The sequence below is a fragment of the Arthrobacter sp. Soil782 genome (assembly GCF_001428435.1).
GTDB lineage: Bacteria > Actinomycetota > Actinomycetes > Actinomycetales > Micrococcaceae > Arthrobacter_D > Arthrobacter_D parietis.
Map to the genome: position 1 here is coordinate 477,627 of NZ_LMSO01000001.1, position 26,319 is coordinate 503,945.

Below are 26,319 nucleotides of genomic sequence, written 5' to 3' on the forward strand. Positions count from 1 at the left end.
ACCAGAACATGGCTTCGATAAGGCTGAAGAACCTCGTCAAGAAGTATGGGGACGGGTTTCCCGCCGTCAATGACATCAGTATCGACATCGAGGACGGCGAATTCATCATCCTCGTTGGCCCTTCGGGCTGCGGCAAGTCAACCCTGCTGCGCATGATCGTGGGGCTCGAGGACATCACGTCCGGCGATCTCTACATCAATGACGAACGGGTCAATTCGAAGGCTCCCCGTGACCGGAACCTGGCCATGGTGTTCCAGAACTACGCGCTCTATCCGCACCTGACGGTGTATGAGAACATCGCTTTCCCGCTGCGCCTCGCCAAGGGCAAGCACAGCGAGGAAGAGGTGGACCGTCTGGTGACCGGGGCAGCCGAAACCCTCGAACTGACCGATCATCTGCAGCGCAAGCCCGCCAACCTCTCCGGCGGCCAGCGGCAGCGCGTTGCCATGGGCAGGGCCATCGTCCGGCAGGCAGATGCGTTCCTGTTCGACGAGCCGCTCTCCAACCTCGACGCCAAGCTTCGCGGGCAGATGCGCTCCGAGATTTCGCAGATGCAGCGGCGGCTGGGAACCACATCGGTCTACGTCACCCATGACCAGACCGAAGCCATGACCCTCGGGGACCGCGTGGCTGTCCTGAAGAAGGGTGAGCTCCAGCAGATCGCCTCGCCTCGGGAACTGTACGAACAGCCCGTCAATCTCTTTGTTGCAGGGTTCATTGGCTCCCCATCGATGAACTTCCTTCCGGCCACCATCGAAGGCGGCAAACTCCAGACCGCGCTCGGTGCGTTGGATATTCCTGCGGACCGCGCAGCGAAGGCAGAAGGCCGCAAGGTGGTCCTTGTGGGCGTCCGTCCGGAGTTCTTTGAGGACGCCAAGCTCGTGGATGAGGCAAAGAAGCCGCACGGTTCCACGTTCACGGCAACTCTCACCCATACGGAGTGGCTCGGTAATGAGCAGTATGGCTACATCAATTTCGATCCCGCCCCCGAAGTACGCGAACTCCTGAATAACCTCGCACGCGAGATGGATGCCGACGAGCTGCGGCCGCAGGTTGTGGTCACCCTCGACGCCGCAAGCCGCATCCGTGGCGGCCGCGAGTCGGAAATCTGGTTGGATACCCGCAAGCTGCATCTGTTTGACGCTGAGACCGGCGAGAATCTGACCCGCGATGCCGAGGCGGGAGCAGCGCTGACCGCGGAAGCGAGTGAGGAGCGGGCCGAAGAGATCGAGAATGCCCGTCAGGCCGAGAGCGCCCAGCACGAGCAGAGCGCTGTCACCGGAAGGAGCGGCGGCAGCCACGCGGCTGCGAGCTGATACGGGGACTGACGCGCAACCCGGCATCGGCACGGATCCGATTGACACCTGCACCGACACCGACTGAAGACAACCCGCCGCACGGCCTCCCTGGCCCGCGGCGGGTTGTACGCTGAGCATCATGGCGAGCAAAGAGGCAAAGCACACCCCGGCCCAGCACCTCGAGCAGATTACGACCGGGTACACATTCGATGAACCGTCCATCCAGCTGGGTGCGGCGATCGTCGACAGCGATGTGCATGCGGAAGCCGCCGTCCGGCTGCCGTTGGCCATGATGAATCGCCACGGGCTGGTATCCGGCGCCACCGGGACCGGCAAGACCATCACACTGCAGGTCATCGCCGAACAGCTGAGCGCCCACGGCGTTCCGGTCTTCCTCGCTGACATCAAGGGAGATCTCACCGGGCTCTCGACCCCCGGCACTGGCGCCGAGAAGCTGCTCAAACGCACCCAGTCAGTTGGTCAATCCTGGGCTGCCCAAAGCTTCCCGGTAGAGTACTTCTCGCTCGGCGGAGACGGCGTGGGTGTTCCAATCCGGGCGACAATCTCCGACTTCGGCCCCTTGCTCCTGGCCAGGGTACTGGACCTGAACGAGACGCAGGAGTCCAGTCTGCAGCTCGTATTCCATTACGCCGACAAGGCAGACCTTGAGCTGTTCAACCTCGCTGACCTGCGCGCGGTCATCTCCTTCCTCGTCTCCGACGACGGCAAGGACGCACTGGAGAACCTCGGCGGTCTCTCGAAAGCGACCGCGGGAGTGATTCTGCGCGAGCTCATCACCCTTGAAGCCCAGGGCATGGACCGGTTCTTCGGTGAGCCGGAATTCGACACGGCCGATCTCCTCCGCTCGGATGCCGAGGGGCGCGGAATCATCAGTTGCCTGGAACTGCCCACGCTGCAGCAGAAACCGCAACTGTTCTCCACCTTCCTCATGTGGCTGGTCGCAGATCTCTTCGCGGACCTCCCGGAGGTTGGGGACATCGACAAGCCGAAGCTCGTCTTTTTCCTCGACGAGGCACACCTTCTCTTCAACGGCGCCTCGAAGGCTTTCCTGCAATCCATCCAGACCACCGTCCGGTTGATCCGATCCAAAGGCGTCGGTATCTTCTTCGTCACCCAGACACCGCGTGATGTGCCCGCGGAGGTGCTGGGCCAGCTTGCCAACCGGGTGCAGCACGCCCTTCGCGCTTTCACACCTGATGACGCGAAGGCCCTCAAATCCACGGTTTCCACCTTCCCCATCAGCCCTTACGACCTCGAAGAAGTTCTCACATCAGCCGGCATCGGCGAGGCTGTGGTCACCGTCATGAATGAGAAGGGCGCTCCCACACCAGTGGCCTGGACGAGGATGTTCTCGCCGCAGTCCACCATGGGGCCATCCCCGGCAGGAGTAGTCGAGGGCATAGTGACAGCCTCGCCGCTCCTGGCGGACTACGGCACACCCATCGACAGCCATTCCGCCTTCGAGAAGCTCTCTGCATCCGAACCGGCGTCCACAAACATTCCTGCAGAACCGGGAACAACAGAAACGGGAACTGCAGAACCGCGTACGACGGCGGCTCCCCCTCCGGTCGGTACTCCGCCTCGCGGCCGCCCCTCCCAAGCGGAGATTGATGCCGAGGCACGCCGGATCGAGGAAGACATCCTCGGCCGGCCCAGTAGCCGTCCGCCGACCACCCGCCGGGAACAACCGGCTCCAGAGAACGGCCGGGCTCATCCTCCTGCTCCGCCCGCCGGGCAAAAGCAGCAGGAAAGGAACGAAATGATGGACTTCGCGCTCAAGACTGCGGGCACCATCGGTGTTGAACTGGTTCGCGGGCTTTTTGCTACGCAACGGAGGCGCCGCCGTCGTCGTTGGTAGGTCCGGCACCGCCATTGGGTAACGTAAGAGGGTGCATTCGTCCCGCCTGATCCGAGTCTTGGCCGCCTGGCTGCTCGGGCTCATGCTCGCGGTCGCCGCGGCGATCGTCACGGTGACCCTGGTCAACACCCACATGTTCGGCCCGCACCAGCAGGTGGAAAGCTACCTTGAGGCGCTCCGCCAGGGCGAGGGAGAACGGGCACTCGGGTTGTTGAATGCCACTGTTCCTGACGCAAATGCGGCACTCCTCGACGGGCCTGCCCTGCAGCGAGCTACGCAGGGTGTAGAGAACGTCGAGGTGGGTACGCCGCAACCGGCGGGCGAAAACCGCGTTGAAATTGGCGTCTCCTACACCATCAATGACACCGCGCACACCACCACGTTCCTCCTTGAGAAGACCGGCACTGAGTGGCTGTTCTTCAACCGGTGGGAGTTTGTCCCCTCAACTCTGCCCACGCTGGAAGTGTCGGTCATCAACCAGAACGAGGCCACACTCAACGGCACACGGGTGCTGATGCCCGAAGGACGCAACCGGTTTGCGGCCTTCTACCCCACCGAAGTGGAAGCCCACTACACAAGCGAACACTTTGCTGCGCCGGCCCAGACGGCCGCCGTCACCGGCCGTCAGCAGACGCCGGTCACCCTGAATCTCGCTACGGCAGCAACGCCGGCACTGACCGAGGCTGTGACCGCCCAGCTGAAGACGTTCCTCGACACGTGCGCCAAGCAAACCGTCTTCCAACCAGCCAACTGCCCATTTGGTTTCGAAACCGGGAACCGGGTAGCCGGGCCCATCACCTGGTCCATCACGGAATACCCGGAAGTACGCATTGAACCCTTCAACGGCGACTGGGTGATCTCTCCGCTCACCGGCACTGTCCTGCTGGAGACGAGCCTGCAGGACCTCTTTACGGGCCTCATTGAACCTGTCAGCGTGCCGCAGGAGTTCGGCTTCACCGCGCGCCTCGCCGTTACCGACGAGGACATCACCGTGACCCCCGTGGTGGAGTACTAGTCCAGCCCCCGCAGATCGAGCGTGAGTTCGGTTTCGCCGTTGGAATCGAAGGTCACCGGGATTCCCCAGTCCTGCTGGTAGAGGTGGCACGCGGCATGGTCCGGTATGTCGCCGCCGGGCTCACCGTCGCAGGCCGCAGCACGCGCGGTGATATGCAGGACGCCCTCGGGAACATCACCGGAGAGCACCAGGCGACGTGTCAGGCCCACTCCGGTCCCCGCACCTGAGACCAGGAGGGACTCCGGCGACGAGGAGATCTTGAGCTGCGTCGGATCTCCCCACCGGTCGTCAAGCTTCTGGCCCTTCGGCGCACTGAACCGGACTGTTACGCCAAAGTCCCCTGCAGCCACGGCCGTTTTTGGCCGCTGCGTCTGCGAGGCACCCTCATCCACCGCAAGAGCCTCCCTGGGAATCGGAAGCCGCACGAGCTGGTGCTTGTTCGCCTCGACAACAATGAGCAGCGGTTCGCCGCCTGATTCCAGCGGCGCGTGGTCAACAAGTACGTCAGAGGGCTCGGCCAACCCGCGCATGAGCGTGGAAACCTCACGGGTTGCCGGATCATACCGGCGGATAGCTCCGTTGTAGGTGTCGGCAATAGCAACCGACCCGTCCGGAAGGGCGGTGACACCGAGCGGGTGCTGGAGGCGGGCCTGCCCGGCCTCACCGTCGCGGAACCCGAAGTCGAACAACCCGGTACCGATGGCCGACTGCACCTGCGTCCGGCTCCTGCCGTTGACCGTCAGGAAGCTCAGGACCCGCAGTGCGGAGGTTTCGGAATCAGCGACCCAGATGTTTCCGTGCGCATCTTCAGCCAGCCCGGAGGACTGGGCAAACCAGGCAGCGGACGAATCACCGTCGAGCAGGCCCTCAAGCCCGGTGCCCGCGAGAATGTCCACAGCGTGGCTGAGCGGATCGAACGTGAAAATCTGGTGGGTGCCCGCCATGGCCACGACAACCCGCTCCAGGGTGGTGGACCAGATGACATCCCACGGCGAAGACAACGAGACTGCGAGGGCGTCCGTACCGAGGAACGCGTCCTCCAGCCGCGGCGTGGCGTCCTCCGGTATGTCAGCGGCGTCACCACCGAGATCGTGGGAGACCTCCTGCAGCTCCGCCGGGCGGGCCTTGACCTGGTTGCCGGCATCGAGCAGCCGCTGGACACCGTTGCCCGCGATAGTGGTCACCGTACCGGTTTCAAGCGACACCGCGCGCAGCCGGTGGTTCACGGTGTCCGCAATTACGACGTCGTAACCCACCTTCCGCGCGATCGGTGCCGGAAGGAGGGCGAGGCCCTGCGGTTCATTGAACTGGGCATCGCCAGGACCGCCGTCGGCAAAACCCCGCGTGCCGGAGCCGATGGTGCGCCGCACGGTCTCGAGATCAGCCTCAAGTTCCACCAGCCGGTGGTGGCCGCTGTCCCCCACCAGGAAGGTGTTGGTAGCAGGCAGTGCAAGTACCTTGCCCGGGAAGCGGAGATTGCCGGCGGTCGGTTCAGCGGGCACGTACGGACCGTCGCCGCGGTGCAGGGTGCCCTTCGCCTCGTGCTCGGCCACCAGTTCCTCAACGAGGGACTCCAGTCCCGCCGCGTGCCCCTCGCCGGACAGGTGGGCAACGATATAACCTTCCGGATCGATGACCACCAGAGTAGGCCAGGCGCGGGCGGTGTAGGCCTGCCAGGTGTCCAGTTCCGGGTCATCGAGGACCGGGTGGTGAATCTCGTAGCGCTCGACTGCCGCCGCGAGGGCAACGGGATCCGCCTCATGCTCAAACTTGGGCGAGTGGACGCCCACGGTGACGAAAACATCCGAGTACTTTTCCTCGAGCGGCCGAAGCTCATCGAGCACATGGAGGCAGTTGATGCAGCAGAAGGTCCAGAAATCCAGCAGGACAATCTTCCCGCGCAGATCCTCAAGCTTGAGCTGTTTGCCCCCGGTGTTGAGCCAGTTCCGGCCGACGAGTTCTGAAGCGCGAACGCGGTAGTCGACGCGGAGCGAGGTTTCGGTCATTCAAGGTCTCCTGTGGGGGTTGTGCGCTGTCCTGCGGGAGGGTCGTGTGGCCCACTGACTCTCGAGGACCCGGTGCGGTCCCGCTCTGCCAGTGAGGCGAACATGTTGTTATAAGCCGACAGCTCGGCGTTGTTATTCCGATCAGCGGCCCGGTCCGTGCGCCGCGACTCCTTCGCATCGCTCCGGGACCACATCACGGCCACGCCGATCGCCAGGAGGAGGGTCGGGATTTCACCGATGCCCCAGGTCACTGCACCGCCGATCTGCTGGTCCGCAAGCGCCGACGGCCCCCATTCCCTGCCCATGTTTCCGAACCAGGACGCCTGCAGCAGCGAGGTGCCGCCGGTCAGCGCAACACCGAAGAAAGCGTGGAAGGCCATGGTCGCGAAAAGGAGTACCAGTCGCAGCGGGTAGGGTGCACGGCGTGGGATCGGGTCTGTGCCGATCATCGTCAGCACGAAGATGTACCCGGTGAGCAGGAAGTGCAGGTTCATGAGTTCATGGCCCACATGCTCGCGCAGGGCAAAGCCGAACAGCGGCGAATAGTAGAAGATCACGATGGACCCGGCGAAGTTCGCCGCTGCGAACAGCGGGTGGGTGATCAGTGCCGAGAACTTCGAGTGGACGATCACGAGGATCCATTCACGGATGCCCCTGCTGCCGTCTCCGCGGGGTGTGAGCGCCTTCAGTGCAAGCGTGACGGGTGCGCCGATCACCAGGAACAGCGGAACCACCATGGTGAGCGCCATGTGGTCGATCATGTGAGCGCTGAAGAGCACCATGCCGTACACGGCGGGAGCTCCGGAGGTGAAGTACGTCAGCGCGATCAGCCCGATGAACCAGGAAACGATCCGGAGCACCGGCCAGGAATCACCGCGGCGGTGCAGTTTCATCACGCCCAGAATGTAGGCAACAGCAACAGTGACGGTGAACGCGATCCACAGCCAGTCGGGACGCCACTCGGTGAGCCAGCGCATCGGCGTCGGCTCCGGAGGCAACTCATAGCCGGTGAGGATGCGCGCAGGGGTGGCGTCAGGCTGCAATTCTTCGGAGCGCGGCGGCGCCGTCCTCGCCAGCGCAACGGCAACACCGGAAACGGCACCCATAATCACAAGCTCGACGGCGATGAGCTGCCACAGCACACGGCGGGCTGACATGTTGGTATCCAGCTGCGGAATGATCCACTGCCGGTGCATCAGTCCGATACCGCCGAGGAGAATGGTGGCGATCGCCTTGAAGGTCACCAGCAGGCCCCACTCGGAGCCGAGCTGGGAGAGGCTGCCGATGCGCAGGCTTGCGTTGATGACGCCCGAGAGGAAGACCAGAGCGAAGGCGAAGCCGGCAAGCGCGGAAAAGCGCTTCAGCACCGCCGTCGTCTGGGGTCCAAGTTTTCCGCCGATCGCAGCCAGGACAATGATCCCGCCTACCCACAGGCAAACGCCCACGAGGTGCAGCGCGATGGAGTTGATCGCGGCATAGTGGTCATCACCGCCCGCTGAGTGGCCGATCAGGGCCATGGGAACCAGGCCGCCGATCGACAGCACGAGCGTGAGTGCCAGCCATAGGCTTGACCGCGCGCCGAAGGTCATGGTGGCAACCACTGCGGCGATCATGGTGGTGGACAGCCAGGCCCGCCCGGTGTCGAAGTCCGTCAGGTAGGAGGCCAGACCCTGGGTGTACGCGGGATCGCTGCTGAGGGGCAGCCCTGCGGCATCAGAGTAGGTCAGCACCAGGACTGCCAGCGCCGAAAGGGTCCAGGCGACAGCTGCCCAGGACGCGAGCGCCATGACCCTGGCGAAGGCGGGAGTCTCCTCAGTATCGGGGGCCGGGTCATCCGCACGGCTGGAGCGGCTGGATCCGCTGCCCCGGCGGACGTGACGCGGCAGGATCACCACCGCGAAGACAAGGGAGCCGATGACCGCGGCGACGGAGACGTTGTGGAGTGCCTTTGAGACAGGCAGGCCCCACCGTGTCAGTACGCCCGGGTCGCTCAGCTGGCGTGGTGCTGCTGCTCCGGAGAACGCGAGCGCAAGCACCACCGCGAGAAGAACTGTTACTCCTGCGGCGATCAGCCAGCCCGGCTTGACGCCTCGCTCACCGGTGGCACCGGCGCTGCCGTGCTTCGACTGGTTCGTTGTTGTGGCCACGCTTCCCATTGTCTACCCGCAGTAGAACAACGGCCAACTAAGGGGGTTTGTCGCACGGACGGTGAAACTGGCTGTTCCCTGGGTTAAACGAAGCGAGGGCTGCCACCGGTTGGTGACAGCCCTCGAATCAGCTGACTACTTGACGGCAGCCTTGAGCTTGGAGCCGGCGGTGAGCTTGACGCTGCTGCCTGCTGCAATCTCGATGGTTTCACCCGTCTGGGGGTTGCGGCCGGTGCGTGCTGCGCGCTCGGTGCGCTCGACTGCCAACCAGCCCGGGATGGTGACCTTGACGTCGTTCTTGGCGGAGGAAGCGAGAACGTCGAACAGGGCATCCAGCACGCTGTTCACGGCAGTCTGGCTGGTGTCAGCCTTCGCTGCTACCTCGGCCACCAGTTCGCTGCGGTTCTTGGTCTCTTTCTTAGCCAATGTATGTCCTCCTGGACCTCGTACGGATTATTCAGAACCTCACCGTTCTGGCGAAGCTTCTGGAGGAAAACCTACCAGCTTCAATCGCAAAGTCCCGCAGATTGGGGGACTTTTGCCCGGTTTTTGGCCTTATTCAGGCCAATTCCACGCACCGAGACGGCCTCGGAAGATTTATCGGTCTGCTTAAAGCACTCAGGACAGCGACCGGAGTCGCCGTCCTGAGTTGTACTTCAACGGGGCAGTCTCAGCCCGTGGCTGCTTACCAGCTGGACTTGGTTACACCGGGCAGTTCGCCGCGGTGAGCCATGTCGCGGAAGCGAACACGCGAGATACCAAACTTCTGGAGCGTGCCGCGGGGGCGTCCGTCGATCTGGTCGCGGTTACGCAGGCGAACCGGCGAAGCGTTGCGGGGCAGCTTCTGCAGGCCGAGGCGTGCAGCCTCACGTGCCTCGTCCGTTGCGTTTTCATCGACAAGCGTCTTCTTGAGCTCGAGGCGCTTGGCAGCGTAGCGCTCAACAATGACCTTGCGCTGCTCGTTACGAGCAATCTTTGACTTCTTAGCCATGTTTAGCGCTCCTCTCGGAATTCAACGTGCTTGCGGATCTTGGGGTCATACTTCATCAGAACCATGCGGTCCGGGTCATTACGGCGGTTCTTGCGGGTCACATAGGTGTACCCGGTGCCGGCCGTGGACTTCAGCTTGATGATCGGACGTACGTCTTTGTCCTTTGCCATTAGAGCTTCACTCCCCGCGCCTGGATCTCGGCGACGACGGCGTCAATACCGCGCACGTCGATGGTCTTGATGCCACGGGCTGAAACCTGCAGCGTTACGTTGCGGCGCAGGGACGGAACCCAGTAGCGCTTCTTCTGAATGTTCGGGTCGAACCTGCGCTTGGTGCGCCGGTGCGAGTGCGAGATGCTGTGCCCGAAGCCCGGCTCGGCCCCAGTCACTTGGCAGTGAGCTGCCATGACGATCCTCCAAAGATTGAATAGAACAAGTAGCGGACAGTGCTACCTGCCATGGAATGCGTTCAGGGACGTCACCGTCATGACGGTCGAAAGACCGCCGGGTGTTCGCGATAAGAGCGCAACCTGAGCCCCTAACTACCGGCCTTCGGGAGAATAAATCTCCCGCCAGCCGGAGCAATTGCGCACGCTCCGCCACCTGATGCCCTTCCATTCTAGGAGGGAGCAGGCAATAAGACCAATCGCGGGAGCCTCAGCTGCCGTCCGACTCATCCGGGCGCGTCGCGTTTCCATCGACGTCAACGACGGTGATTGCGTCCGCTTTCCCGAGCTCCTGACCGGGAGCCAGCTGGGCGTTGGCATCGACAATGGTCCAGCGCAGCACCGCACCGGCGGCAATGTGGGCACCATTCAGCACCACCGAATGCTCGACGACGGCGCCCTCCTCCACCACTGCGTCCGGCCCGATCACGCTGTGCCGGACGGTTCCGGAGACAGTGGCACCCGGGGAGATGAGGCTTGATCCCACCTGCGCGGTATCAGTGATGAAAGCAGGCAGGCGGCGCGGGCTGGCGCTCAGGATCGGCCACGCGGGATCATCGAATGCCAGACCGTCCCCAGCGAGCAGGTCCATGTGTGCACGGTGATAGTTTTTCGGTGTGCCGAGGTCCAGCCAATAGGACTCGAGGCGATGCTCGGCGACGGTGAAGTGTTCCACCAGATGCGGGATGAGCTGGTCACCGTAGTCCTTCAGCTCGCCGTCGCGCTTGTGCAGTTCGACCAGCGTGTCCAGCAGCACGTCCGTGGAATAGAGGAAGATCTCCGCCGCCACCACATCGGTGCGGGGTTCCTCGGGCTTGTACTGGAATCCTGTGACCCTGCCGTTCTCCACCTCCGCTACACCATGTTGGGAGGCATCGCCGTCGAACTGCGTGGTGACCATGGTGAGGACAGCACCGGTCTCCTGATGGGTTTTCACCACGTCGCGGTAGTCGAGCTGGTAGAGGTGGTCTGCACTGAGTACAAGCACCAGATCCGGATTGAACTCGCGGATGAATTCGGCCTGCCGGTAGAGGCCGTCCGCGTTGCCCGCCGCGAAGCCCTCGCCGTGATCCCCTTGAAAGGGCGGCAATACCCGCAGACCGCCGTTGGTGCGGTCGAGGTCCCAGGGGCGGCCGTTCGCGAGGTGGTCATTGATGGACTTCGGCTGGTATTGCTCCACAACCCAGACATCCGAGATGTGGCTGTGGTGGAGGTTGGACAGCGGGATGTCGATCAGCCGATAGGTTCCGCCCACCGGAACCACGGGCTTGGCCTTACCGTCCGTCAGCGCACCCAACCTTCCGCCGGTACCGCCGGCGAGGATGATGGCCAGGACGGACGGCTCCGTCATGCCGATCCCACGGGCTGCGACTGCTTGAGGATCCAATGCGTCTCATCGAGCCGCGCGAGGATCTTCTTGCCCACCCGCTCGAGATCCGCGATATCCCGCTCATCCAGCCCGTCGAAGACCAGCCGGCGGACGTGCTCGACGTGCTCGAGCGCCAGTTCCTGCAGGTTGGTGAGCCCCTCGGCCGTGATGGTGGCTGTGGTGACCCGGAGGTCACGGGTGCTCTGACTCCGCTGCACCCAGCCGCGGTTCTCCAGTTTGGTGACCACATGACTCAACCGTGACAGCGAGGCATTGGAACGTCCCGCGAGCTCACTCATGGGGAGTGTGCGTTCTTCGGCCTCGGACAGCATGGCAAGGACGTGATAGTCGAACAGAGTCACCCGGGCACGGCGGTTGAGGTCTGCGTCCAGCGTGCCCGGCAACAGCGTAGCCACCCCGTAGAGGGCAAGCCATGCCTGTCTTTCCGCGGGATTCAACCAGCGCGCGCCTGTCATGGTCCCCATTCTTTCAGAAGCGCCGCCGTCACGGGGACGTAGTTTCCTGCGTCCACACCGGATGGGTCAATTCGGGATATTTCACGGCGACCGTGTCTCCGGAGGACTGGCCGCGCAGCCGCCTGCCCACCCACGGCCCGAGGTAATCGCGGGCCCAGAGCGCGTCCGTCCGGAGCTGGGCGAGGCGTGTTGTCGCAGGCCGCGCCTCGAGCTCGGGAACCTCGATGCTGTGCGCGGCTTTCAGGACTTCCAGGACCCGGGCTGCCATCAGCGTGTGGCCGGCTGCGGCCATGTGCATGCGGTCCACGTCCCAGTACCCCCAGTTCTGGAACTCGCGCATCCGCCAGTAGTCCGCGATCTCGGCATCATGCCGATCAGCGATCTCGCGGACGAGTTCGTTGTAGATCGCCGTCCGGCCCCGGGTCTTGGCGAAGACTGCTGACTTTGATGAGTCAAACCCGGTGAACAGCACCACCGCGGCACCGCTGGCGCGCAGGCGGGCGATTCCGGCGTCGTACTCTGCCAACAGCGCGTCGAGATCAATGGAGGGCCGCAGGATGTCATTGGCGCCGGCGTAGATGGTCACGAGTGTTGGCTTGAGTGCAATCGCTGCATCCACCTGCTCGGCGAGGATCTGCCGCATTTTGCGGCCGCGGATGGCGAGATTGGCGTACCCCCAGGACGGGTCAGCGAGAATCAGTTGCTCGGCGACACGGTCAGCCCATCCCCGCACGCCATTAGGACTGCGTGGGTCCCAGTCCCCCACGCCTTCGGTGAAGGAATCCCCGAGTGCGACATAGCGGTGGGTAAAAGGGGTGGTTTCTTCGCCCAATTCTCTTAGTCCTCTTTCCTGAAGTCACTGTTCCTGGAATCGCTTGTCCCCGAATCGTTTCCGGGATCAGCTTCTGGGTTCTTCTGCTGATGCTCAGCGTCGTACTCGTTCTGGGTGTGGTGCTCGGTCTCCCCATAGGCGCCGTTGAAGCCGGTGGTGCTGCCCGTAGGGCGTGTATTCGAAGGGTCAGGGAAGGTGGGAGACCCGCCGAAGGGGTTGCCCTCCTGCCCGCCGTTCTCCTGTTCCCTGGCTTCGCCTGCGCTGGACTGGTCCTGAGTCATGGCTCCTCCTTCTATTTTGCCCACCCAGCATAGTCCCGCGCGGCCGCGCGTACACGTGACAGGCGCAGACGCTAAGCTCGGGAACAAACCCCTCGTCAGGAGAAAACCTATGACTTCCTTGCCGGATACCGAGTCTGAACAGCAGCGCACTCCTGAAGCCGAAGGCCAGCCGAAATCCCGGACCAGGCGCGCAGCCCTGATTCTCAATCCGGTGAAGCCCACCGACGAGGATATCCGGGCGATTGTCACCGAGCTGAGCCTCGAACAGGGCTGGGCGGAACCCCTGTTCCTGGAGACCACCGAGGATGACCCGGGCCACGGCCAGGCGCAGGAAGCGCTGAAGGCAGGAGTCGACGTCGTTATTGCGGCCGGCGGCGATGGCACCGTCCGGTGCGTGGCGGAAGAACTGGCAGGCACCGCGACGGCACTTGGCCTGCTGCCGCTGGGCACCGGCAACCTCCTCGCGCGCAACCTCGATATCGACGTCGATGATCCCCGTGGAGCCGTCGAAGCTGCGCTCGGAGGTACGGAGCGGATGATCGACGTGGTGCATGTGAACGTCGACAGGGCTCAGGACGCGCACGTGTTTCTGGTCATGGCGGGGCTGGGCTTTGACGCGGCGGTGATGGCGGATACCCGGGATGACCTGAAGGACAAGGTGGGCTGGCTGGCCTACGTCGACGCCGGCATCCGGAACCTTCCCGGAAAGCCGTCCAAGGTTTCCATCTCAATTGACGGAGGCAAGCGCACAACCCGCCGCCTGCGCAGTGTCATGGGCGGAAACTGCGGCAAGATCATGGGCGGGCTGGAAATCTTCCCGGGCGCGAAACTCAATGACGGACTGCTGGACATCATGACCATTGCGCCGAGCGGAAAGTTAGGCTGGTTTGCTGTACTCGGCAAGCTCCTTGCGCGTGGGAAGGGCAAGGACCCCTCACTCGAGTACTTCCAGTGCAAAACTGCCGAGGTGGAGTCTGAGACCCCGCTGGAAATCGAGCTGGACGGAGACTCCCTGGGCAAGGGCACACACATGGCTTTCCGGGTGGAGCCCGATTCCCTGAGGCTGCGGATGCCCTACGGGAAGAAGGACCCGGCGATCCTCGCCGACCCGACGCCGTAGGGCGCTTTAGCCCTCGGCTTGGGTAGCGCCCGTGTGTACTACCCCTCGGCTTTGCCCTGGCGCCAGTAGCCCATGAACGCGACCTGCTTGCGGTCGATGCCGACGTCGCGCACCAGGTAACGGCGCAGGCCGCGCACCACCGCTGCTTCGCCCGCGATCCACGCGTAAAAGGGCAATGCGCCAGAGGGCTTGTCCGGGTTGAGGGAGCCGTCAAGGGCAGCTGCGTCCAGGAGTTGCGGGGTCTCCCACAGGATGGTCTTGTCGACGTCGATGTCCTCCGGTTCCGGCCCGGCTGCACGCTCCGGTCCGCCCGCCCTGCCGGCTGCTGCAGCGAGCGCCTGGCCGGACGGGGTGTCACTTCCGAGGCTGACGCGGAACGGCGCAGCCAGGGATACCCAGCCCGGAACCCTGACGGCCTGCCGGACGGCGGCGTCGAGCAGTTCACCGTGCGGCCGGCCGCCACGCACCAGCCAGCTGATGCCTACCCCGGACCTGGTCTGGATGTCCTGGCAGTCCGAGCCATGCGGAACCTCCAGGAAAGCGTGACCCTTGATGTCCTTCGGCAGCGACTCGAGGATCGCGCTGATCGCCGGAACAGCGGTCTCATCACCTGCAAGCAAAACATTCTGGGCCAGCCCCGGACGCCACTCGATACCTCCGTAGGCGCCGGCAGTAGAGCAGCTTGCGGCATGGATGTTCGGCCCGATCAGCCACACCCGGTCCCCCGGTTCAGCCGCAGCGGCCCACTGGGAAGCCGGTCCGCCGTTGCCCGCTGCATCGAAGTGCATCACGAAGTCGACGTCCAGCTCGGGAGTCTCCTGATCACAGCGGGAATCACGGACCGTATAGGTGCGCATGTCACCGCGTTCTGACGGCTCAAGGGACAGCCACTGCTGGTACCAGCCGCTGCCCTCGCCGTCCATCAGGGCCCCCAGATCGGCACACTCGCCGTTGGCCGGCGGAATCATTACCTTGATGCGCAGGTCCAGGGTAGAACCCTGCACACCGAAATCCGACAGGCAAGCCCCGCCGAAGGTGATGCGCCGGAAGTTCGAACTGATGCGCTCCACGCGGTTCACCACCACGTTGAAGGCGCGGACAGCCGGGATGACCTCCTGATTCCCGGCGGAAGTCTTTGACGGTGCCGCCGCGCTGCGGTTACGGCGGGTACTGACTTCTGTCACGATGCTGCCTCCATTGTCAGTGCGGGTAGCCCGTCCTGCGGGTTCGCTAAAAAACCCGCGATGCCATCCCGGGTGGTTTCTGTGGTTACGTTTTTCGGTGCTGAGTGGTGCCGCCCCAGGGGCACCACCATGGGAGTACCCGAGACGGGATCCGGAATGACGCGGGATTCCAGACCGAAGACGTCCGCCACGGTCGCCTCCGTAACAACCTCTGACGGCGGTCCCTCGGCAACAATCCTGCCGTCCTTCATTGCGATGAGGTGATCCGCGTACCGTGCAGCGAGGTTGAGGTCATGCAGCACAATGGCGACCGTTGTGCCGGCACTGCGGTTCAGGTCAGTGATGAGGTCGAGGACTTCCACCTGATGCGCCACGTCGAGGAAGGTGGTGGGCTCGTCAAGCAGCAGGATGTCCGTCTGCTGCGCCAGCGCCAACGCAATCCAGACACGCTGGCGTTGACCGCCGGACAGCTCGTCGACGTTGCGGTCAGCCAGTTCAATCGTGTCGGTGACGCGCAGCGCGGAGGCGACCGCGGCGTCGTCGTCCGCGTTCCATTGGCGGAACCAGCCCTGGTGCGGGTAGCGGCCGCGGCCCACCAGATCCACTACCGCGATGCCGTCCGGCGCGACCGGCGTCTGTGGAAGCAGGCCAAGGGTCTTCGCCACCGAACGGGTGGAGAGCGAATGGATGTCCTTGCCGTCCAGCAGCACCGTACCGGCCGCCGGCTTGAGCAGCCTGGCCAGACCGCGCAGGAGCGTGGACTTGCCGCATGCGTTCGCCCCGACGATGACGGTGACTTTTCCAGCCGGCAGTTCTACCGTCAGGTCTTCCACCACCCGGCGGTTGTCATACGCAAGCGTCAGGTTTTCAGCGTTCAGCCTCATGTCAGCCTCCCCGGCCTGAGCGGTTGGATGTAGCGAGCAGCCAGAGGAGGAACGGGGCGCCGAGGACGCCCGTAATTACTCCCACCGGCAGGGAGACACCTGGAATCAGGTTGGCACCCAGGAAATCTCCCGCGAGGACAAGCACGGCCCCGACCAGGGCGGCCGTCACCAGCGGACGGTAGCCGCCCAGGAAACGCCGCGCGATCGGCCCGGAGAGGAACGCGATGAAGGCAACCGGTCCGGCTGCCGCCGTCGCAACCGCCGCCAGAAGTACTCCGGTGACAATGAGGGCCAGCCGCGAGCGCTCCACGTTCACGCCCAGGCCGGCTGCGGTGTCATCCCCCAGTTCCAGCCCGCGCAGCGAACGGGACAGTACGACGACGGCGGGCGTCAGGACCGTTAGAGCAACGAACAGGATGGTCACCCGGTCCCAGTTGCTCGAGTTGAGCGAGCCATTGAGCCACGTGAGTGCATCTGATGCAACCCTGATGTCGGTGCGCGTCAGCAGGAAGCTGACCACTGACTGCAGGACCGCGGAGAACCCGATACCCACCAGAATGAGCCGGTAGCCGGCCACCGCGCCGCGCCGGGACAGGAAGTAGATGGCCAGGGCAACAGCGAGTGCTCCGGCCATCGCGAAACCGGACAGTACCAGGCCGGAAGCACCGAGGAAAGCGATTGCAAAGACGGCGGATGCACTGGCGCCATAACTGATCCCGATGATGTCCGGGCTGGCCAGCGGGTTGCGCAGCATCGTCTGGAACACCGCACCGGCTACCCCGAAGGCTCCGCCGATCATGATGCCGATCAACACGCGCGGAATCCTGTTCTCCATCACGATGAAGCTGGCCCCCGGAATATCGGCACCTGCCACGATGCGGAAGAAGTCGGGGATGGTCACGGTGTAACGGCCCAGCAGGAGCGTAACGGCGCTGAGCGCGATGACGAGGAATGCCAGGGCACCCATTTTCATCACCCGCTGGGTGCGCAGGTCGCGGCGTTTCCGGCGAACTGAAGCCTCGTTCTCCGTGCGCTCAGCGGCGGGCGTGGGACGGATGGCGAGGCTCATAGCTCGGCCATCTTCCGCCGTCGTACCAGCCAGATAAACACCGGCGCGCCGATGACGGCCGTGAGGATGCCGACCTGCACCTCGCCCGGCGGAAGGATGACGCGGCCAAGGATGTCAGCGCACAGCAGCAGGACCGGCGCGAGCACCATCGAGAAGGGCAGGATCCACCGGTAGTCAGGACCCGTGAAGGAGCGCACCACGTGCGGGATGACCAGCCCGATGAAGCCGATCGGGCCGGCAGCCGCCGTAGCGGCTCCACAGAGTACGACGACGCCAAGCGCCGTGAGCGCGCGGGCGAGGGCGACGTTCTGGCCGAGGCCGCGGGCAATGTCATCGCCAAGGGACAGGCTGTTCAGAACCTTGCCGGTGAGCAGGGTGAGCACGAATCCAAACGCGAGAAACGGCAGCACCGGAACGATGACGTCCCAGCCGCGCCCGGCAACGGAACCCACCTGCCAGAACCGGAACGTATCGAAAGTCTGCTGGCTGGAGACCAGCACCGCATTGAGCAGCGACACCATGCCTGCTGAGAGCGCTGCCCCGGCGAGGGCCAGTTTCACTGGAGTGGCGCCGTCGCGTCCCAGGCTCGCGATCGCGTAGACCAGGACCGCGGCAACTGCGGCGCCGAGGAAGGCGAACCAGATGTAGCCGGTGAAGTTGGTGACGCCGAAGACGAAGATGCCGATCACCACGGCGAGCGCAGCCCCGGAGTTGACGCCGAGGATGCCGGGATCGGCGAGGGGGTTGCGGGCGACGCCCTGCATCGCTGCACCGGCCAGCCCGAGCGCGGCGCCGGCGAGCAGGCCCACGATGGTCCGCGGGATGCGGGAGAACACCACGGCGTGATCTCCGTTGGCAGGGTCGAAGGCAGTGAGGGCCTGAACCAGCGTGTCCATGCTGATTGGCCGGGCACCGATTGCCAGGGACGCAGCACTGGCAATTCCGAGGGCCAGGATGGCGAGGATGAGCTTCGGGCCCCGTGCTGATGGCCGCTTCGATGTGCGTTGCGGGCTGAGGACGGTCGGGGAGGCAGGCGCATCGAGTGCCATGCATGCCTCCTAAGCCAACACCTTAATTCGCCGGCTTATCACCGGGACTGACTTAAGTAAGGCTAGCCTATGCATGGCTGGATTAGGAAACGGTTATGTTCCCTATTTCTGGATCCACCACCCGGAAATTTTGTGCAGCTCCGGTGGGTCCGGCCCCTGCCGCACCCACCGGAGCTGCACAAAATTTCCTGTCAGGGGGCGGCGGTCGGCGCGGTTCCGCGCCCGAACGGGCTGCCGCCCAGGCGTTCGCGCTGGTGCTCGCTGTGCCAGTTCTCCAGGGAGGGACCCTTCGGCACGATCTGCGTGGGATTGATGTCCTCATGCACGATGTAATAGTGCTTCTTGATCTGCTCGAAGTCGATGGTGTCTCCGAAGCCCGGCGTCTGGAAGAGGTCCCGCGCGTATCCCCACAATGCGGACATCTCGGTCAGTTTGTTCCGGTTGCACTTGAAGTGCCCGTGATAGACCGGGTCGAAGCGCACCAGGGTGGTGAAGAGCCGCACATCGGCTTCGGTGATTGAATCGCCGACGAGGTAGCGCTGGTTGGTCAGACGCTCCTCAAGCCAGTCCAGCGCCGCGAAGAGACGGTCATAGGCATCGTTATACGCCTCCTGCGAGCCGGCGAAACCGCACCGGTACACGCCGTTGTTGACCTCGGTGAACACCCGCTTGTTGACGGTGTCGATCTCTTCACGCAGCTCCTCCGGGTAGAGCTCCGGAGCTCCCTCGCGGTGGTATTCCTTCCACTCAGTAGAGAAGTCCAGGGTGATCTGCGGGAAGTTATTGGTGACCACGGCGCCGGTAGGGACATCGACAATCGCGGGCACGGTAATGCCGCGCGGGTAATCCGGGTCCCGTTTGAAGTACGCCTCCTGGAGCCGCTCGATCCCGAGCACCGGATCCTTGCCGTCCGGATCAAGATCGAACGTCCAGGAGCGTTTGTCATGCGTAGGCCCGGGCGTTCCAAGCGAGATAGCTTCCTCGAGCCCGAGGAGCCGGCGCACGATGATTGCCCGGTTGGCCCAGGGGCAGGCGCGGGCGGCGATGAGCCGGTAACGGCCTGGTTCCACCGCAAAACCGTCGGCACCGTCCCGTGTGATCCGCGTTTCGATGTAGGCCGTATCCCGCTTGAATTCCTTGCCGGAGTCCACGTACGCGCCCTTCGTGCTGTGTTCGGATTCGCTCATGGTGCCACCCTAGTGGCTGGATTCGCCGCTGGAGCGCAGTTTCTCGAGCAGTGTCGAGCAGGCAGCTTCGCAGCGGCGGCAAGCCTCCGCGCAGATCTTGCAGTGATCGTGCATGGAGGCGTGCCGCTCGCATTCCTCGGCGCAGTTCCGGCAGGCCTGCAGGCACGCCTCGAGCAGCGGCGCCAGCACGGCGGGATGGTGGCCACCCTGGCGCTGGAGCATCCGGGCAGTGGCCAGGCAGATGTCAGCGCAATCCTGGTCCGTTCGGATGCAGTGCCGAAGGTCAGCAATACCCTCCTCGCCGAGACACGCGTCTGCACAGCTGCCGCAGGATGCCACACAGTCCAGGCATGCCTCAATGGCGATTGCGAGGTCTCCGGCCTCCAGATGCCCGGAGGGGTGCGGGTGGGCGATGATCATGTCTGCAATATGGGTCATGACTTACTCCTTGTCCGGGCATCACGATCGCGTCCGTACTTCTGGCGCAGTTCGCGTCCCTTGTCTACCAGTTCGATCTGCTTGTCGCGCTTCTTCTCCGCGGCCTTGGTGTCCCGCGGAGGAAGTTGCACTGTCTCTTCCGCCTCAATTCCCGCCTGCAGTTCGCGGCCGCGTTCCAGCTCGGCATCGAACTCCGCTCCGAAGAGCAGTGAGAGGTTCGCGAGCCACAGCCACAGCAGGAAGATGATGACGCCGGCAATGGCGCCGTAAGTCTCCTGGTAGCTGCCGAATCTGGACACGTAGAAGGAGAATCCGAACGTTGTGAGGGCAAGCACCAGAAGCGCGATGAGTGACCCAATACTCACCCATTTGAATTTGGGCTGCTGCAAGTTTGGCGTCGCGTAGTACAGCACCGCGATCATCAGCACTGCGAAAAACACCATGACCGGCCACTTGGCAATGTTCCAGATAGTCAGGGCTGTTGAGCCGAGACCGATTGCGCCGCCGATTGCTTCGGCCACCGGCCCGGAGAGGATCAGCAGCAGCGCCATCAGGACCACCAGGAGCAGTACGACGACGGTGATCAGCAGCATGACCGGACGCAGCTTCCAGAACGGGCGCCCTTCCTCAACCTCGTAGACCCGGTTCATTGCCCGCGAGAATGCGTTGACAAATCCCGAAGCCGACCACAGGGCGCCAAGAAGGCCGATGACGAACGTCAGGCCCGCGGTCTCCGACGAGGCCAACTGCGTAATGACGGGTTCAAGCGTGGTTTCGGCCTGCGACGAGACGTTCCCGAGAATGTTGAGCACGGTGTCCGTGGTGGTGCCGGCCTGTCCGAAGAACCCAAGAATGGAAACCAGCGCCAGCAATGCCGGGAAGATCGCCAGGACTGCGTAATACGTCAGTGCAGCGGCTAGGTCCGTGCACTGGTCCTTGCCGAACTCGCTGACGGTCCGTTTGAAAACGTAACCCCAGGCCGGCTTGGCAAGGTCAGTCGGTGCGTCCGGTTTTCGCGAATCATCAGGGTGGGGGCTCGAGGCTGCCTTGGCTTGCGTGGCTTCCTCCGCCGAATCCGCTTTCGCGGGATCTTTAGTGGTCACGTTTCTACCTCCGGTTCAGAATTGCCTACACCAACCGAACCATAAGGATACTTACTATTGCAATAAGTGGTCGACCCTTTAGTGTGGGTTTCAGGCCGCACATCGATTGAAGGGTTCCATATGCGCATCGCTGTTATCGGGGCAACCGGCAACGTAGGGACGGCGCTCCTCCGCCGCCTTCAGCAGGCCCGGCTGGAAAACCCGGACATTGAGCTGGTTGGCATCTCCCGGAGGAAGCCTTCGCAGGACCATGCGCCCTACGGCGGCGTCGAGTGGCACACGGCCGACGTCGGCACTGACGCCGGGCGCGCAAAGCTTACCGACGCGCTGAAGGGGACTGACGCCGTCGTACATCTTGCCTGGGCCATCCAGCCCAACCGGGATGAGGAGGCAATGCACCGCACCAATGTGACCGGCACGGAGAACGCGCTGCATGCAGCCGCGGACGCCGGCGTACGGCACTTCGTCTGCGCATCCTCGGTGGGGGCGTACAGCCCTGCGCGCAAGGACCAGGTGGTGACGGAGGACTGGCCCACCGGCGGTATCGCAACGTCCCACTACAGCCGGCACAAGGCCGAGCAGGAGGCCCTGCTGGACGCCTTTGAACGGGACTTCCCCGAGATTCCTGTGGCGAGGGTCCGTCCCGGCCTCATCTTCCAGGCCGACGCCGGCGAGGAAATCGGGCGGTACTTCCTGGGGCCGCTCATCCCGAAAGCCATACTCAACAAGCTGAGCCTGCCGGTGCTGCCGATTCCCTCGGAGCTTGTGTTCCAGGCGGTGCACGCGGCGGATATGGCCGATGCCTACTGGCGGATTGTTGACCAGCGGGCTTCGGGGCCCTTCAACATTGCGGCGGATCCCATCCTGACGCCGCGTCTGCTGGGCGGACTGCTCGGCGCCAAGCGTGTGTTCGATCTGCCGGTTCCCGTGCTGCGCGCGGTGGTGGCGGCGTCCTGGGCGCTTCACCTTCAGGCGACGGATCCAGGGTGGATCGACATGGCGTCACAGGCGCCGGTCATGAACACCGACCGCGCACGCACGCTGCTTGGTTGGGAGCCCACGCGGTCCTCGGTGGCTGCGATGCGCGAGGTGATTGACGGTCTGGCAGGTGGCGTGGGAGTGCACGGCTCCCCCAGCCTGCGTCCCGGCGGCTGACGGGACTCACTCTCCCCCGGCCTCGAAGCTGCCCTCACGCCCGGAGGTCAGCCACTCGATTGCCTCCGCCTCGTCGGTGAAGTACTGGCTGGGCGTCGCAGCGCGATAGTTGAAAGCGGTCATCACACGCGCCACCTCATCCGTTCCGAGGACTGCCGTGCGGCTGGAGCATGTTTCCTCCAGCAGGAGGTTCCGGGCCGGCGCGCTTATCCCGTCGACGAGGTCAATGTGTACAAGCAGCGGACGTCTGCAGGAGGGCGAGACTGCCTCCACGGCCATCACGCTCGCCTGCACGTCCCGCAGTTCCATGACTATTCCGGGGTTCCAGCACAGCCGAAGGAACGCGCCCTCGTCCGTCAGCTCGAAGCGCAGGCCGCCGTCGCGCAGATTGTCGTCGGAAATCGGTGCCATGATTCGGTTGTCCCCCAGCATTCACTGTCCCCCAGCATTTACATTTCAGATGTGTAGTGTCCCGGTGTCAGCAGCCAGTCAAGCGCGGCTTCCGGGTCAGAGAAATAACGCGTGGGGTACCGCGGACGGTGAACGCCGTCGAAGAACGCGGCAATCAGCCGGTCTACCGCTGTTGGTCCAACCAGTGCCAGCGCGGCCACGTTCAGGTGCTCAGCAAAGACGGTCTGCCCGGCGGCCTCCACCGAAACCATTGAGTTCAGGATTGCGAGCATCGGATCGCAGCGCTCCGGGTTCACTTCCTCCAGCCGCTGAACCAGATCCAGTGCATCCTGCTCGGTGACCGTGATGCCCTCGTTCCACTCCACGCGGACACAGCCGTTCTCGAGGGCAAGGGTGAAACGGCGGCCAGACTCCACTCCGTTCAACCCCTCCCGCGCTCAGCTGCTCCGGAGGCAAATGTATCCCACCTCACACGGATGCGTCAGGAGCCCGTGCGTGCCTCCCGCTCGTCGAGCACATCCTCGCCCGGTCCGCTGAAGTCCGCTCGTCTCTTCTCTGCCTCCGGGGAGCCGGTGAAGAGGCGGCCGTCGCTGGGGTGCGTGCCGGCGTCGTCGTTGGTTGCGCGGTTGCTGGTTGGCGCAGCCGATGACGACGGCGACACCGCCTCCCAGCGCTGGCGCGGCAGCGCGTCGGGGAACCGGCTCTGGATGAAGCCGACCATCTGCTCGCGGACCAGGCACTGCAGGTCCCATAGAGCTCCGCTGTCTGCCGCGCTGACCAGGATCCGGGCGCGGACCATGCCGTCGGTGGCCTTGGTGATCTGCAGCGTACCGGTGCGGTTGTCCCACAGGTCGGAGGCGTCGAGGATCTCGCGCAACCGGACGCGCATCTTCTCGATCGGCACGCGCCAGTCGAGATCAAGCTCAACGGTTCCCAGCAGCTCGGAGCGCCGGCGCGTCCAGTTCTCGAAGGGTGTGGAGGTGAAGTAGGTGGAGGGAAGGATGAGGCGGCGTTCATCCCAGGACTGAACCACCACGTAGGTCATGGTGATCTCCTCAATCGTTCCCATCTCGCCTTCAACGAGAACAACATCCTCCACTCGGATCGCATCGGTGAAGGCCAATTGCACTCCGGCGAAGACGTTACTCAGGGAGCTCTGGACGGCGAGGCCCGCAACGATCGAAATGAGACCGGCGGAGGCCAGAATTCCGGCTCCGAGCGCGCGGACTTCGTCGATCGTCAGGAGCACCGTGGCGAGCGTAAGGGTGATGATGACGGCAACCGCAACCCGCCGGGCGAGCATGATCTGCGTCTTGAGCCGCCGGGCACGCCGATTATCGCGGCTTGAGTTCTCGTAGTGTCGCAACACCACCGTCTCAACGATCGAGAGCACCGTGACCAACAGCCACGCGAGGGACACGATGAGAGCCAGCACCAGCGTGTAGTCCACGGGCGGATACCAGACGGTGTCCCGGGCAGTGGCGCCGAGGGCTATGCGGACGCCGAAAACCGCGAGTACGGCCTGCAGGGGAGCACGCGATTTCCGGGTGACCTCCTGAATCTGCGGCACTTTCCGGAGGGCGCGTGCTGCCACCCGGCGCAGGATCCAACCCAGTACGACGGCGGCAAGTACCGCGCCCGCCACGGCCAGAAACGGGGTGAGCACCTCAAGAAAATCCATTCCCCTACCGTCTCAGATGTCCCCGGGGGTCAGTCCAATCCCGCTCCAACCTGTTGAGGACCGGACGAGCCTGTTGAGGACCGGTCCACCTGACGGCGGCTAGTAGAGGAAGATCGCGAACCACTCGCGGTTGTGCGCGTGCAGCAGCACGAGGAAGAGCACGAAATCGAACAGCAGGTGCACGCTCACGATGTAGCTCAGCGACTTCGTCTTGGAGAAGATCCACGCCTGAATGAGGGCGAACGGAAAGATGAGGAACGGACCCCAGGCGTGAAAGCCCAGCTCCCAGAGGAACGAGGTGAACAGGACCGCCTGCAGGAGATTGGCCTGCCAGTCCGGAAGATGACGGCGCAGCAGCGTAAACGCTGTGCAGATGAAGAACAGCTCATCCCAGATCCCCAGGACGTTGGTCCCCAGGAATAGCCGCGCTATTGTTCCGGGATCCGAGGCCGCAGGCCAGTTCTCGTAGACACCGGTTGGGATCATGTAGACCGGCAGAAGCACATACCCGATGACGACGACGGCGAGCAGGTACCAGCGTTCCGTCCGGTTCCATTTCTCGCCGGTGAGGACCGGAAAGCGGATGGCGTGGTCTTTGAACACGAAGCGGGACAGGAGGTAGGGCACCGCGACGGCCAGGATCATTGCGGTACCCATGACGGTCATGTGGCTGAAGCTGATGTCCGTAGTGATGGGGACGGCGCTGATGATGACGAGGCCGATGGCCAGCAGCAGCAGATCCCGGAAAAGGCTTTTGCCATGCTGTGCTTTGCCGCTGAAGTAGGCGGTTGTCAGCGCTGCGGCAAGGACCAGGTAGCCGGGAATCCTCTGCTCGAGCGCGAAGATGAGGAAACCGGATGCGGATACCAGCGCTCCGGCGACGACAGGCAGTACCCGGGGGCGCGCGTCAAGGCTCGCCGTGGTGATCATGGTTCGAGCTTACGCCTTGCCCCGCTGTCAGGGCGCACCCCTAGACTGTCGAAATGGTAGAAAACAGCGAACGCGAATCGCTCATCGCCGACACCCTGGTCGAGGCGTTCAAACCCCTGATGGAAGCGGACCCGCATGGCTTCCGCACCAAGTTCCGCAAGATGGCGGCAGACCCCTTCGCGTTCTACCGGGGCAGCGCCTGCCTCTTCTACGCGGACATGCGCGAGATGACGGACCAGTGGGCTGATGACAACACCAGCCGAGTATGGATTCACGGGGACCTTCACGCCGAAAACTTCGGCACGTACATGAGCAGCACGGGCGAGCTCACGTTCGACATCAACGACTTCGACGAGGCCTATCTCGGGCACTTCTCCTGGGATCTGCGCCGGTTTACTACGTCCCTGGCGCTGATGTGCTGGCAGAAGGCACTCCCTGAGGAATCAGTGCGCTCCCTAGCCCGCACGTACCTTTCCGCCTACCTCGACCAGGTGAAACATTACGACGACGCCGGGCAGGATGATTTTGCGCTTCACCTCGGCAACACCTCGGGCACCATCCACGCGGTGCTGCTGACGGCGCGCGCCTCGCGGCGCACCGACCTGCTCGATGCAATGACCTTCGTGGAAGACCACGAGCGCCACTTCCAGAACAACCGCAAGACCCGCAGGCTCGAGGAGGCGGAGCACGCCATGGTGGCGAAGGCGTTCGAGGAGTACCTCAGTACCATTCCCGAAGACAAGCGGTCCACCAGGGAAATCTTCTACAACGTCAAGGACATTGTCGGCAGCTCGGGTTTCGGCATCGGCAGCGCAGGCCTGCCTGCCTACAACGTACTCATCGAGGGTTACAACGAGGCCCTGGAAAACGACATCATCATCTCGATGAAACAGGGCAACAAGGCTGCACCCAGCCGCATCGTCACGGATGATCGGGTGCGCTCGTACTTCGAGCATGACGGCCACCGCACCGTCATCAGCCAGCGGGCGCTCCAGGTTCACACCGACACTTTCCTCGGCTATACCACCGTGGACGGAGTCGGTTTCGTGGTTGATGAGCTCTCCCCCTACAAGGCGGACCTGCGGTGGGACAACCTCACCGAGCCGGACGAGATTGAGCCCGTGCTCGTTGATCTGGGCCGGGCCACCGCCAAGGTGCACTGCGCCTCGGATGAGGACAGCGACCAGGACCTGGTGGACTTCCAGACGGAACGGGCCATCATGCAGGTGATCGGGGGCCGCCGCGAAGAATTCATCGAGGACATCCTGGCGTTCTCCCTCGACTATGCGCGGACGGTCCGTGATGATCACGCCCTGTTCGTTGATGCGTTCCGGGAAAACCGCATCCCGGGCGTTCCGTCCACCTGAGG

Annotated in this window: 27 protein-coding genes; 6 read left to right on the forward strand and 21 right to left on the reverse strand. The window is 63.8% G+C overall.

Features of this window, described 5'->3' with window-relative positions; translation table 11 throughout:
* Positions 1–8 precede the first annotated feature (8 nt).
* The 3 genes from ASH00_RS02305 to ASH00_RS02315 all read left to right on the forward strand — a co-directional run bounded on the left by ASH00_RS02305 (position 9) and on the right by ASH00_RS02315 (position 4,192).
* Positions 9–1,316, forward strand: coding sequence for an ABC transporter ATP-binding protein (locus ASH00_RS02305; protein ID WP_056544454.1), 1,308 nt, complete (start codon positions 9–11; stop codon positions 1,314–1,316).
* A gap of 121 nt (positions 1,317–1,437) precedes the next feature.
* The gene (locus ASH00_RS02310) at positions 1,438–3,177 is read left to right on the forward strand and encodes a helicase HerA-like domain-containing protein (RefSeq protein WP_056544456.1); all 1,740 of its coding nucleotides are present in this window, start codon (positions 1,438–1,440) and stop codon (positions 3,175–3,177) included.
* Between the two features lie 31 nt (positions 3,178–3,208).
* The gene (locus tag ASH00_RS02315; protein ID WP_235563123.1) at positions 3,209–4,192 is read left to right on the forward strand and encodes a hypothetical protein; all 984 of its coding nucleotides are present in this window, start codon (positions 3,209–3,211) and stop codon (positions 4,190–4,192) included.
* Here ASH00_RS02315 and ASH00_RS02320 read toward each other — a convergent pair.
* The 10 genes from ASH00_RS02320 to ASH00_RS02365 form a co-directional block, all read right to left on the reverse strand.
* A complete protein-coding gene (locus ASH00_RS02320; protein WP_056544459.1) occupies positions 4,189–6,198 on the reverse strand; it encodes an NHL domain-containing thioredoxin family protein in 2,010 nt (669 codons plus the stop codon). The genes ASH00_RS02315 and ASH00_RS02320 overlap by 4 nt on opposite strands.
* Complete coding sequence (locus ASH00_RS02325) at positions 6,195–8,354, reverse strand: cytochrome c oxidase assembly protein (protein WP_082565845.1); 2,160 nt, start codon at positions 8,352–8,354, stop codon at positions 6,195–6,197. The genes ASH00_RS02320 and ASH00_RS02325 overlap by 4 nt, the downstream gene beginning before the upstream one ends.
* A 126-nt stretch (positions 8,355–8,480) precedes the next feature.
* On the reverse strand, positions 8,481–8,771 hold the full coding sequence (locus ASH00_RS02330) for an HU family DNA-binding protein (protein ID WP_056544463.1): 291 nt from the start codon (positions 8,769–8,771) through the stop codon (positions 8,481–8,483).
* 259 nt (positions 8,772–9,030) lie between these two features.
* Entirely contained in the window at positions 9,031–9,336 is a 306-nt protein-coding gene (gene rpsN, locus ASH00_RS02335; RefSeq protein WP_026545363.1) for a 30S ribosomal protein S14, read from the reverse strand.
* A gap of 2 nt (positions 9,337–9,338) precedes the next feature.
* Positions 9,339–9,506: a 50S ribosomal protein L33 gene (gene rpmG, locus ASH00_RS02340; protein ID WP_019481734.1), complete on the reverse strand. Its 168-nt coding sequence runs from the start codon at positions 9,504–9,506 to the stop codon at positions 9,339–9,341.
* A complete protein-coding gene (gene rpmB, locus ASH00_RS02345; protein WP_026545364.1) occupies positions 9,506–9,742 on the reverse strand; it encodes a 50S ribosomal protein L28 in 237 nt (78 codons plus the stop codon). Before rpmB ends, rpmG begins: the two co-directional genes overlap by 1 nt.
* A gap of 250 nt (positions 9,743–9,992) precedes the next feature.
* On the reverse strand, positions 9,993–11,132 hold the full coding sequence (locus tag ASH00_RS02350) for a glucose-1-phosphate adenylyltransferase family protein (RefSeq protein ID WP_056544466.1): 1,140 nt from the start codon (positions 11,130–11,132) through the stop codon (positions 9,993–9,995).
* Positions 11,129–11,626: a MarR family winged helix-turn-helix transcriptional regulator gene (locus ASH00_RS02355; RefSeq protein WP_056546511.1), complete on the reverse strand. Its 498-nt coding sequence runs from the start codon at positions 11,624–11,626 to the stop codon at positions 11,129–11,131. Before ASH00_RS02355 ends, ASH00_RS02350 begins: the two co-directional genes overlap by 4 nt.
* 28 nt (positions 11,627–11,654) lie before the next feature.
* Positions 11,655–12,458, reverse strand: coding sequence for an SGNH/GDSL hydrolase family protein (locus tag ASH00_RS02360; protein ID WP_056544469.1), 804 nt, complete (start codon positions 12,456–12,458; stop codon positions 11,655–11,657).
* Positions 12,459–12,463: 5 nt separating this feature from the next.
* On the reverse strand, positions 12,464–12,739 hold the full coding sequence (locus ASH00_RS02365; protein WP_056544472.1) for a hypothetical protein: 276 nt from the start codon (positions 12,737–12,739) through the stop codon (positions 12,464–12,466).
* Between the two features lie 109 nt (positions 12,740–12,848).
* On the opposite strand from ASH00_RS02365, the gene ASH00_RS02370 reads away from it, so the two are divergent.
* Positions 12,849–13,859: a diacylglycerol/lipid kinase family protein gene (locus ASH00_RS02370; protein WP_082565846.1), complete on the forward strand. Its 1,011-nt coding sequence runs from the start codon at positions 12,849–12,851 to the stop codon at positions 13,857–13,859.
* A gap of 38 nt (positions 13,860–13,897) precedes the next feature.
* Here ASH00_RS02370 and ASH00_RS02375 read toward each other — a convergent pair whose 3' ends face one another.
* The 7 genes from ASH00_RS02375 to ASH00_RS02405 all read right to left on the reverse strand — a co-directional run bounded on the left by ASH00_RS02375 (position 13,898) and on the right by ASH00_RS02405 (position 20,773).
* On the reverse strand, positions 13,898–15,043 hold the full coding sequence (locus ASH00_RS02375; protein ID WP_056544475.1) for a siderophore-interacting protein: 1,146 nt from the start codon (positions 15,041–15,043) through the stop codon (positions 13,898–13,900).
* A complete protein-coding gene (locus tag ASH00_RS02380; protein ID WP_056544478.1) occupies positions 15,040–15,927 on the reverse strand; it encodes an ABC transporter ATP-binding protein in 888 nt (295 codons plus the stop codon). Before ASH00_RS02380 ends, ASH00_RS02375 begins: the two co-directional genes overlap by 4 nt.
* 1 nt (position 15,928) lies before the next feature.
* A complete protein-coding gene (locus tag ASH00_RS02385) occupies positions 15,929–16,996 on the reverse strand; it encodes an iron chelate uptake ABC transporter family permease subunit (RefSeq protein WP_082565847.1) in 1,068 nt (355 codons plus the stop codon).
* Positions 16,993–18,045 (reverse strand): FecCD family ABC transporter permease, encoded by a 1,053-nt coding sequence (locus tag ASH00_RS02390; RefSeq protein ID WP_056544481.1) that lies wholly within the window; start codon positions 18,043–18,045, stop codon positions 16,993–16,995. The genes ASH00_RS02385 and ASH00_RS02390 overlap by 4 nt, the downstream gene beginning before the upstream one ends.
* Before the next feature lie 191 nt (positions 18,046–18,236).
* Positions 18,237–19,232 (reverse strand): glutathione S-transferase family protein, encoded by a 996-nt coding sequence (locus ASH00_RS02395; RefSeq protein ID WP_056544484.1) that lies wholly within the window; start codon positions 19,230–19,232, stop codon positions 18,237–18,239.
* A gap of 9 nt (positions 19,233–19,241) precedes the next feature.
* Positions 19,242–19,670, reverse strand: coding sequence for a four-helix bundle copper-binding protein (locus ASH00_RS02400; RefSeq protein ID WP_056544487.1), 429 nt, complete (start codon positions 19,668–19,670; stop codon positions 19,242–19,244).
* Positions 19,667–20,773 (reverse strand): YihY/virulence factor BrkB family protein, encoded by a 1,107-nt coding sequence (locus ASH00_RS02405; protein WP_056544491.1) that lies wholly within the window; start codon positions 20,771–20,773, stop codon positions 19,667–19,669. The genes ASH00_RS02400 and ASH00_RS02405 overlap by 4 nt, the downstream gene beginning before the upstream one ends.
* Before the next feature lie 120 nt (positions 20,774–20,893).
* Here ASH00_RS02405 and ASH00_RS02410 point away from each other — a divergent pair, with 120 nt between their 5' ends.
* Positions 20,894–21,928 carry an NAD-dependent epimerase/dehydratase family protein gene (locus ASH00_RS02410; protein ID WP_056544494.1) on the forward strand — a complete coding sequence of 345 codons (1,035 nt, stop codon included), beginning with the start codon at positions 20,894–20,896 and terminating at the stop codon, positions 21,926–21,928.
* 6 nt (positions 21,929–21,934) lie between these two features.
* On the opposite strand, the gene ASH00_RS02415 is transcribed toward ASH00_RS02410, so the two are convergent.
* The 4 genes from ASH00_RS02415 to ASH00_RS02430 all read right to left on the reverse strand — a co-directional run bounded on the left by ASH00_RS02415 (position 21,935) and on the right by ASH00_RS02430 (position 24,950).
* Positions 21,935–22,339 (reverse strand): DUF7793 family protein, encoded by a 405-nt coding sequence (locus ASH00_RS02415; protein WP_157358967.1) that lies wholly within the window; start codon positions 22,337–22,339, stop codon positions 21,935–21,937.
* A 38-nt stretch (positions 22,340–22,377) separates the two neighbouring features.
* Positions 22,378–22,755, reverse strand: a complete 378-nt coding sequence (locus tag ASH00_RS02420) for a DUF7793 family protein (RefSeq protein WP_056544500.1) — start codon at positions 22,753–22,755, stop codon at positions 22,378–22,380.
* Between the two features lie 65 nt (positions 22,756–22,820).
* Positions 22,821–24,020, reverse strand: coding sequence for a mechanosensitive ion channel family protein (locus ASH00_RS02425; RefSeq protein ID WP_056544503.1), 1,200 nt, complete (start codon positions 24,018–24,020; stop codon positions 22,821–22,823).
* A 99-nt stretch (positions 24,021–24,119) separates the two neighbouring features.
* Entirely contained in the window at positions 24,120–24,950 is an 831-nt protein-coding gene (locus tag ASH00_RS02430; protein ID WP_056544505.1) for a CPBP family intramembrane glutamic endopeptidase, read from the reverse strand.
* A 53-nt stretch (positions 24,951–25,003) separates the two neighbouring features.
* Between ASH00_RS02430 and ASH00_RS02435 the strand changes: the two genes are divergently transcribed.
* The gene (locus ASH00_RS02435; protein ID WP_056544507.1) at positions 25,004–26,317 is read left to right on the forward strand and encodes a DUF2252 domain-containing protein; all 1,314 of its coding nucleotides are present in this window, start codon (positions 25,004–25,006) and stop codon (positions 26,315–26,317) included.
* Positions 26,318–26,319: the final 2 nt, after the last annotated feature.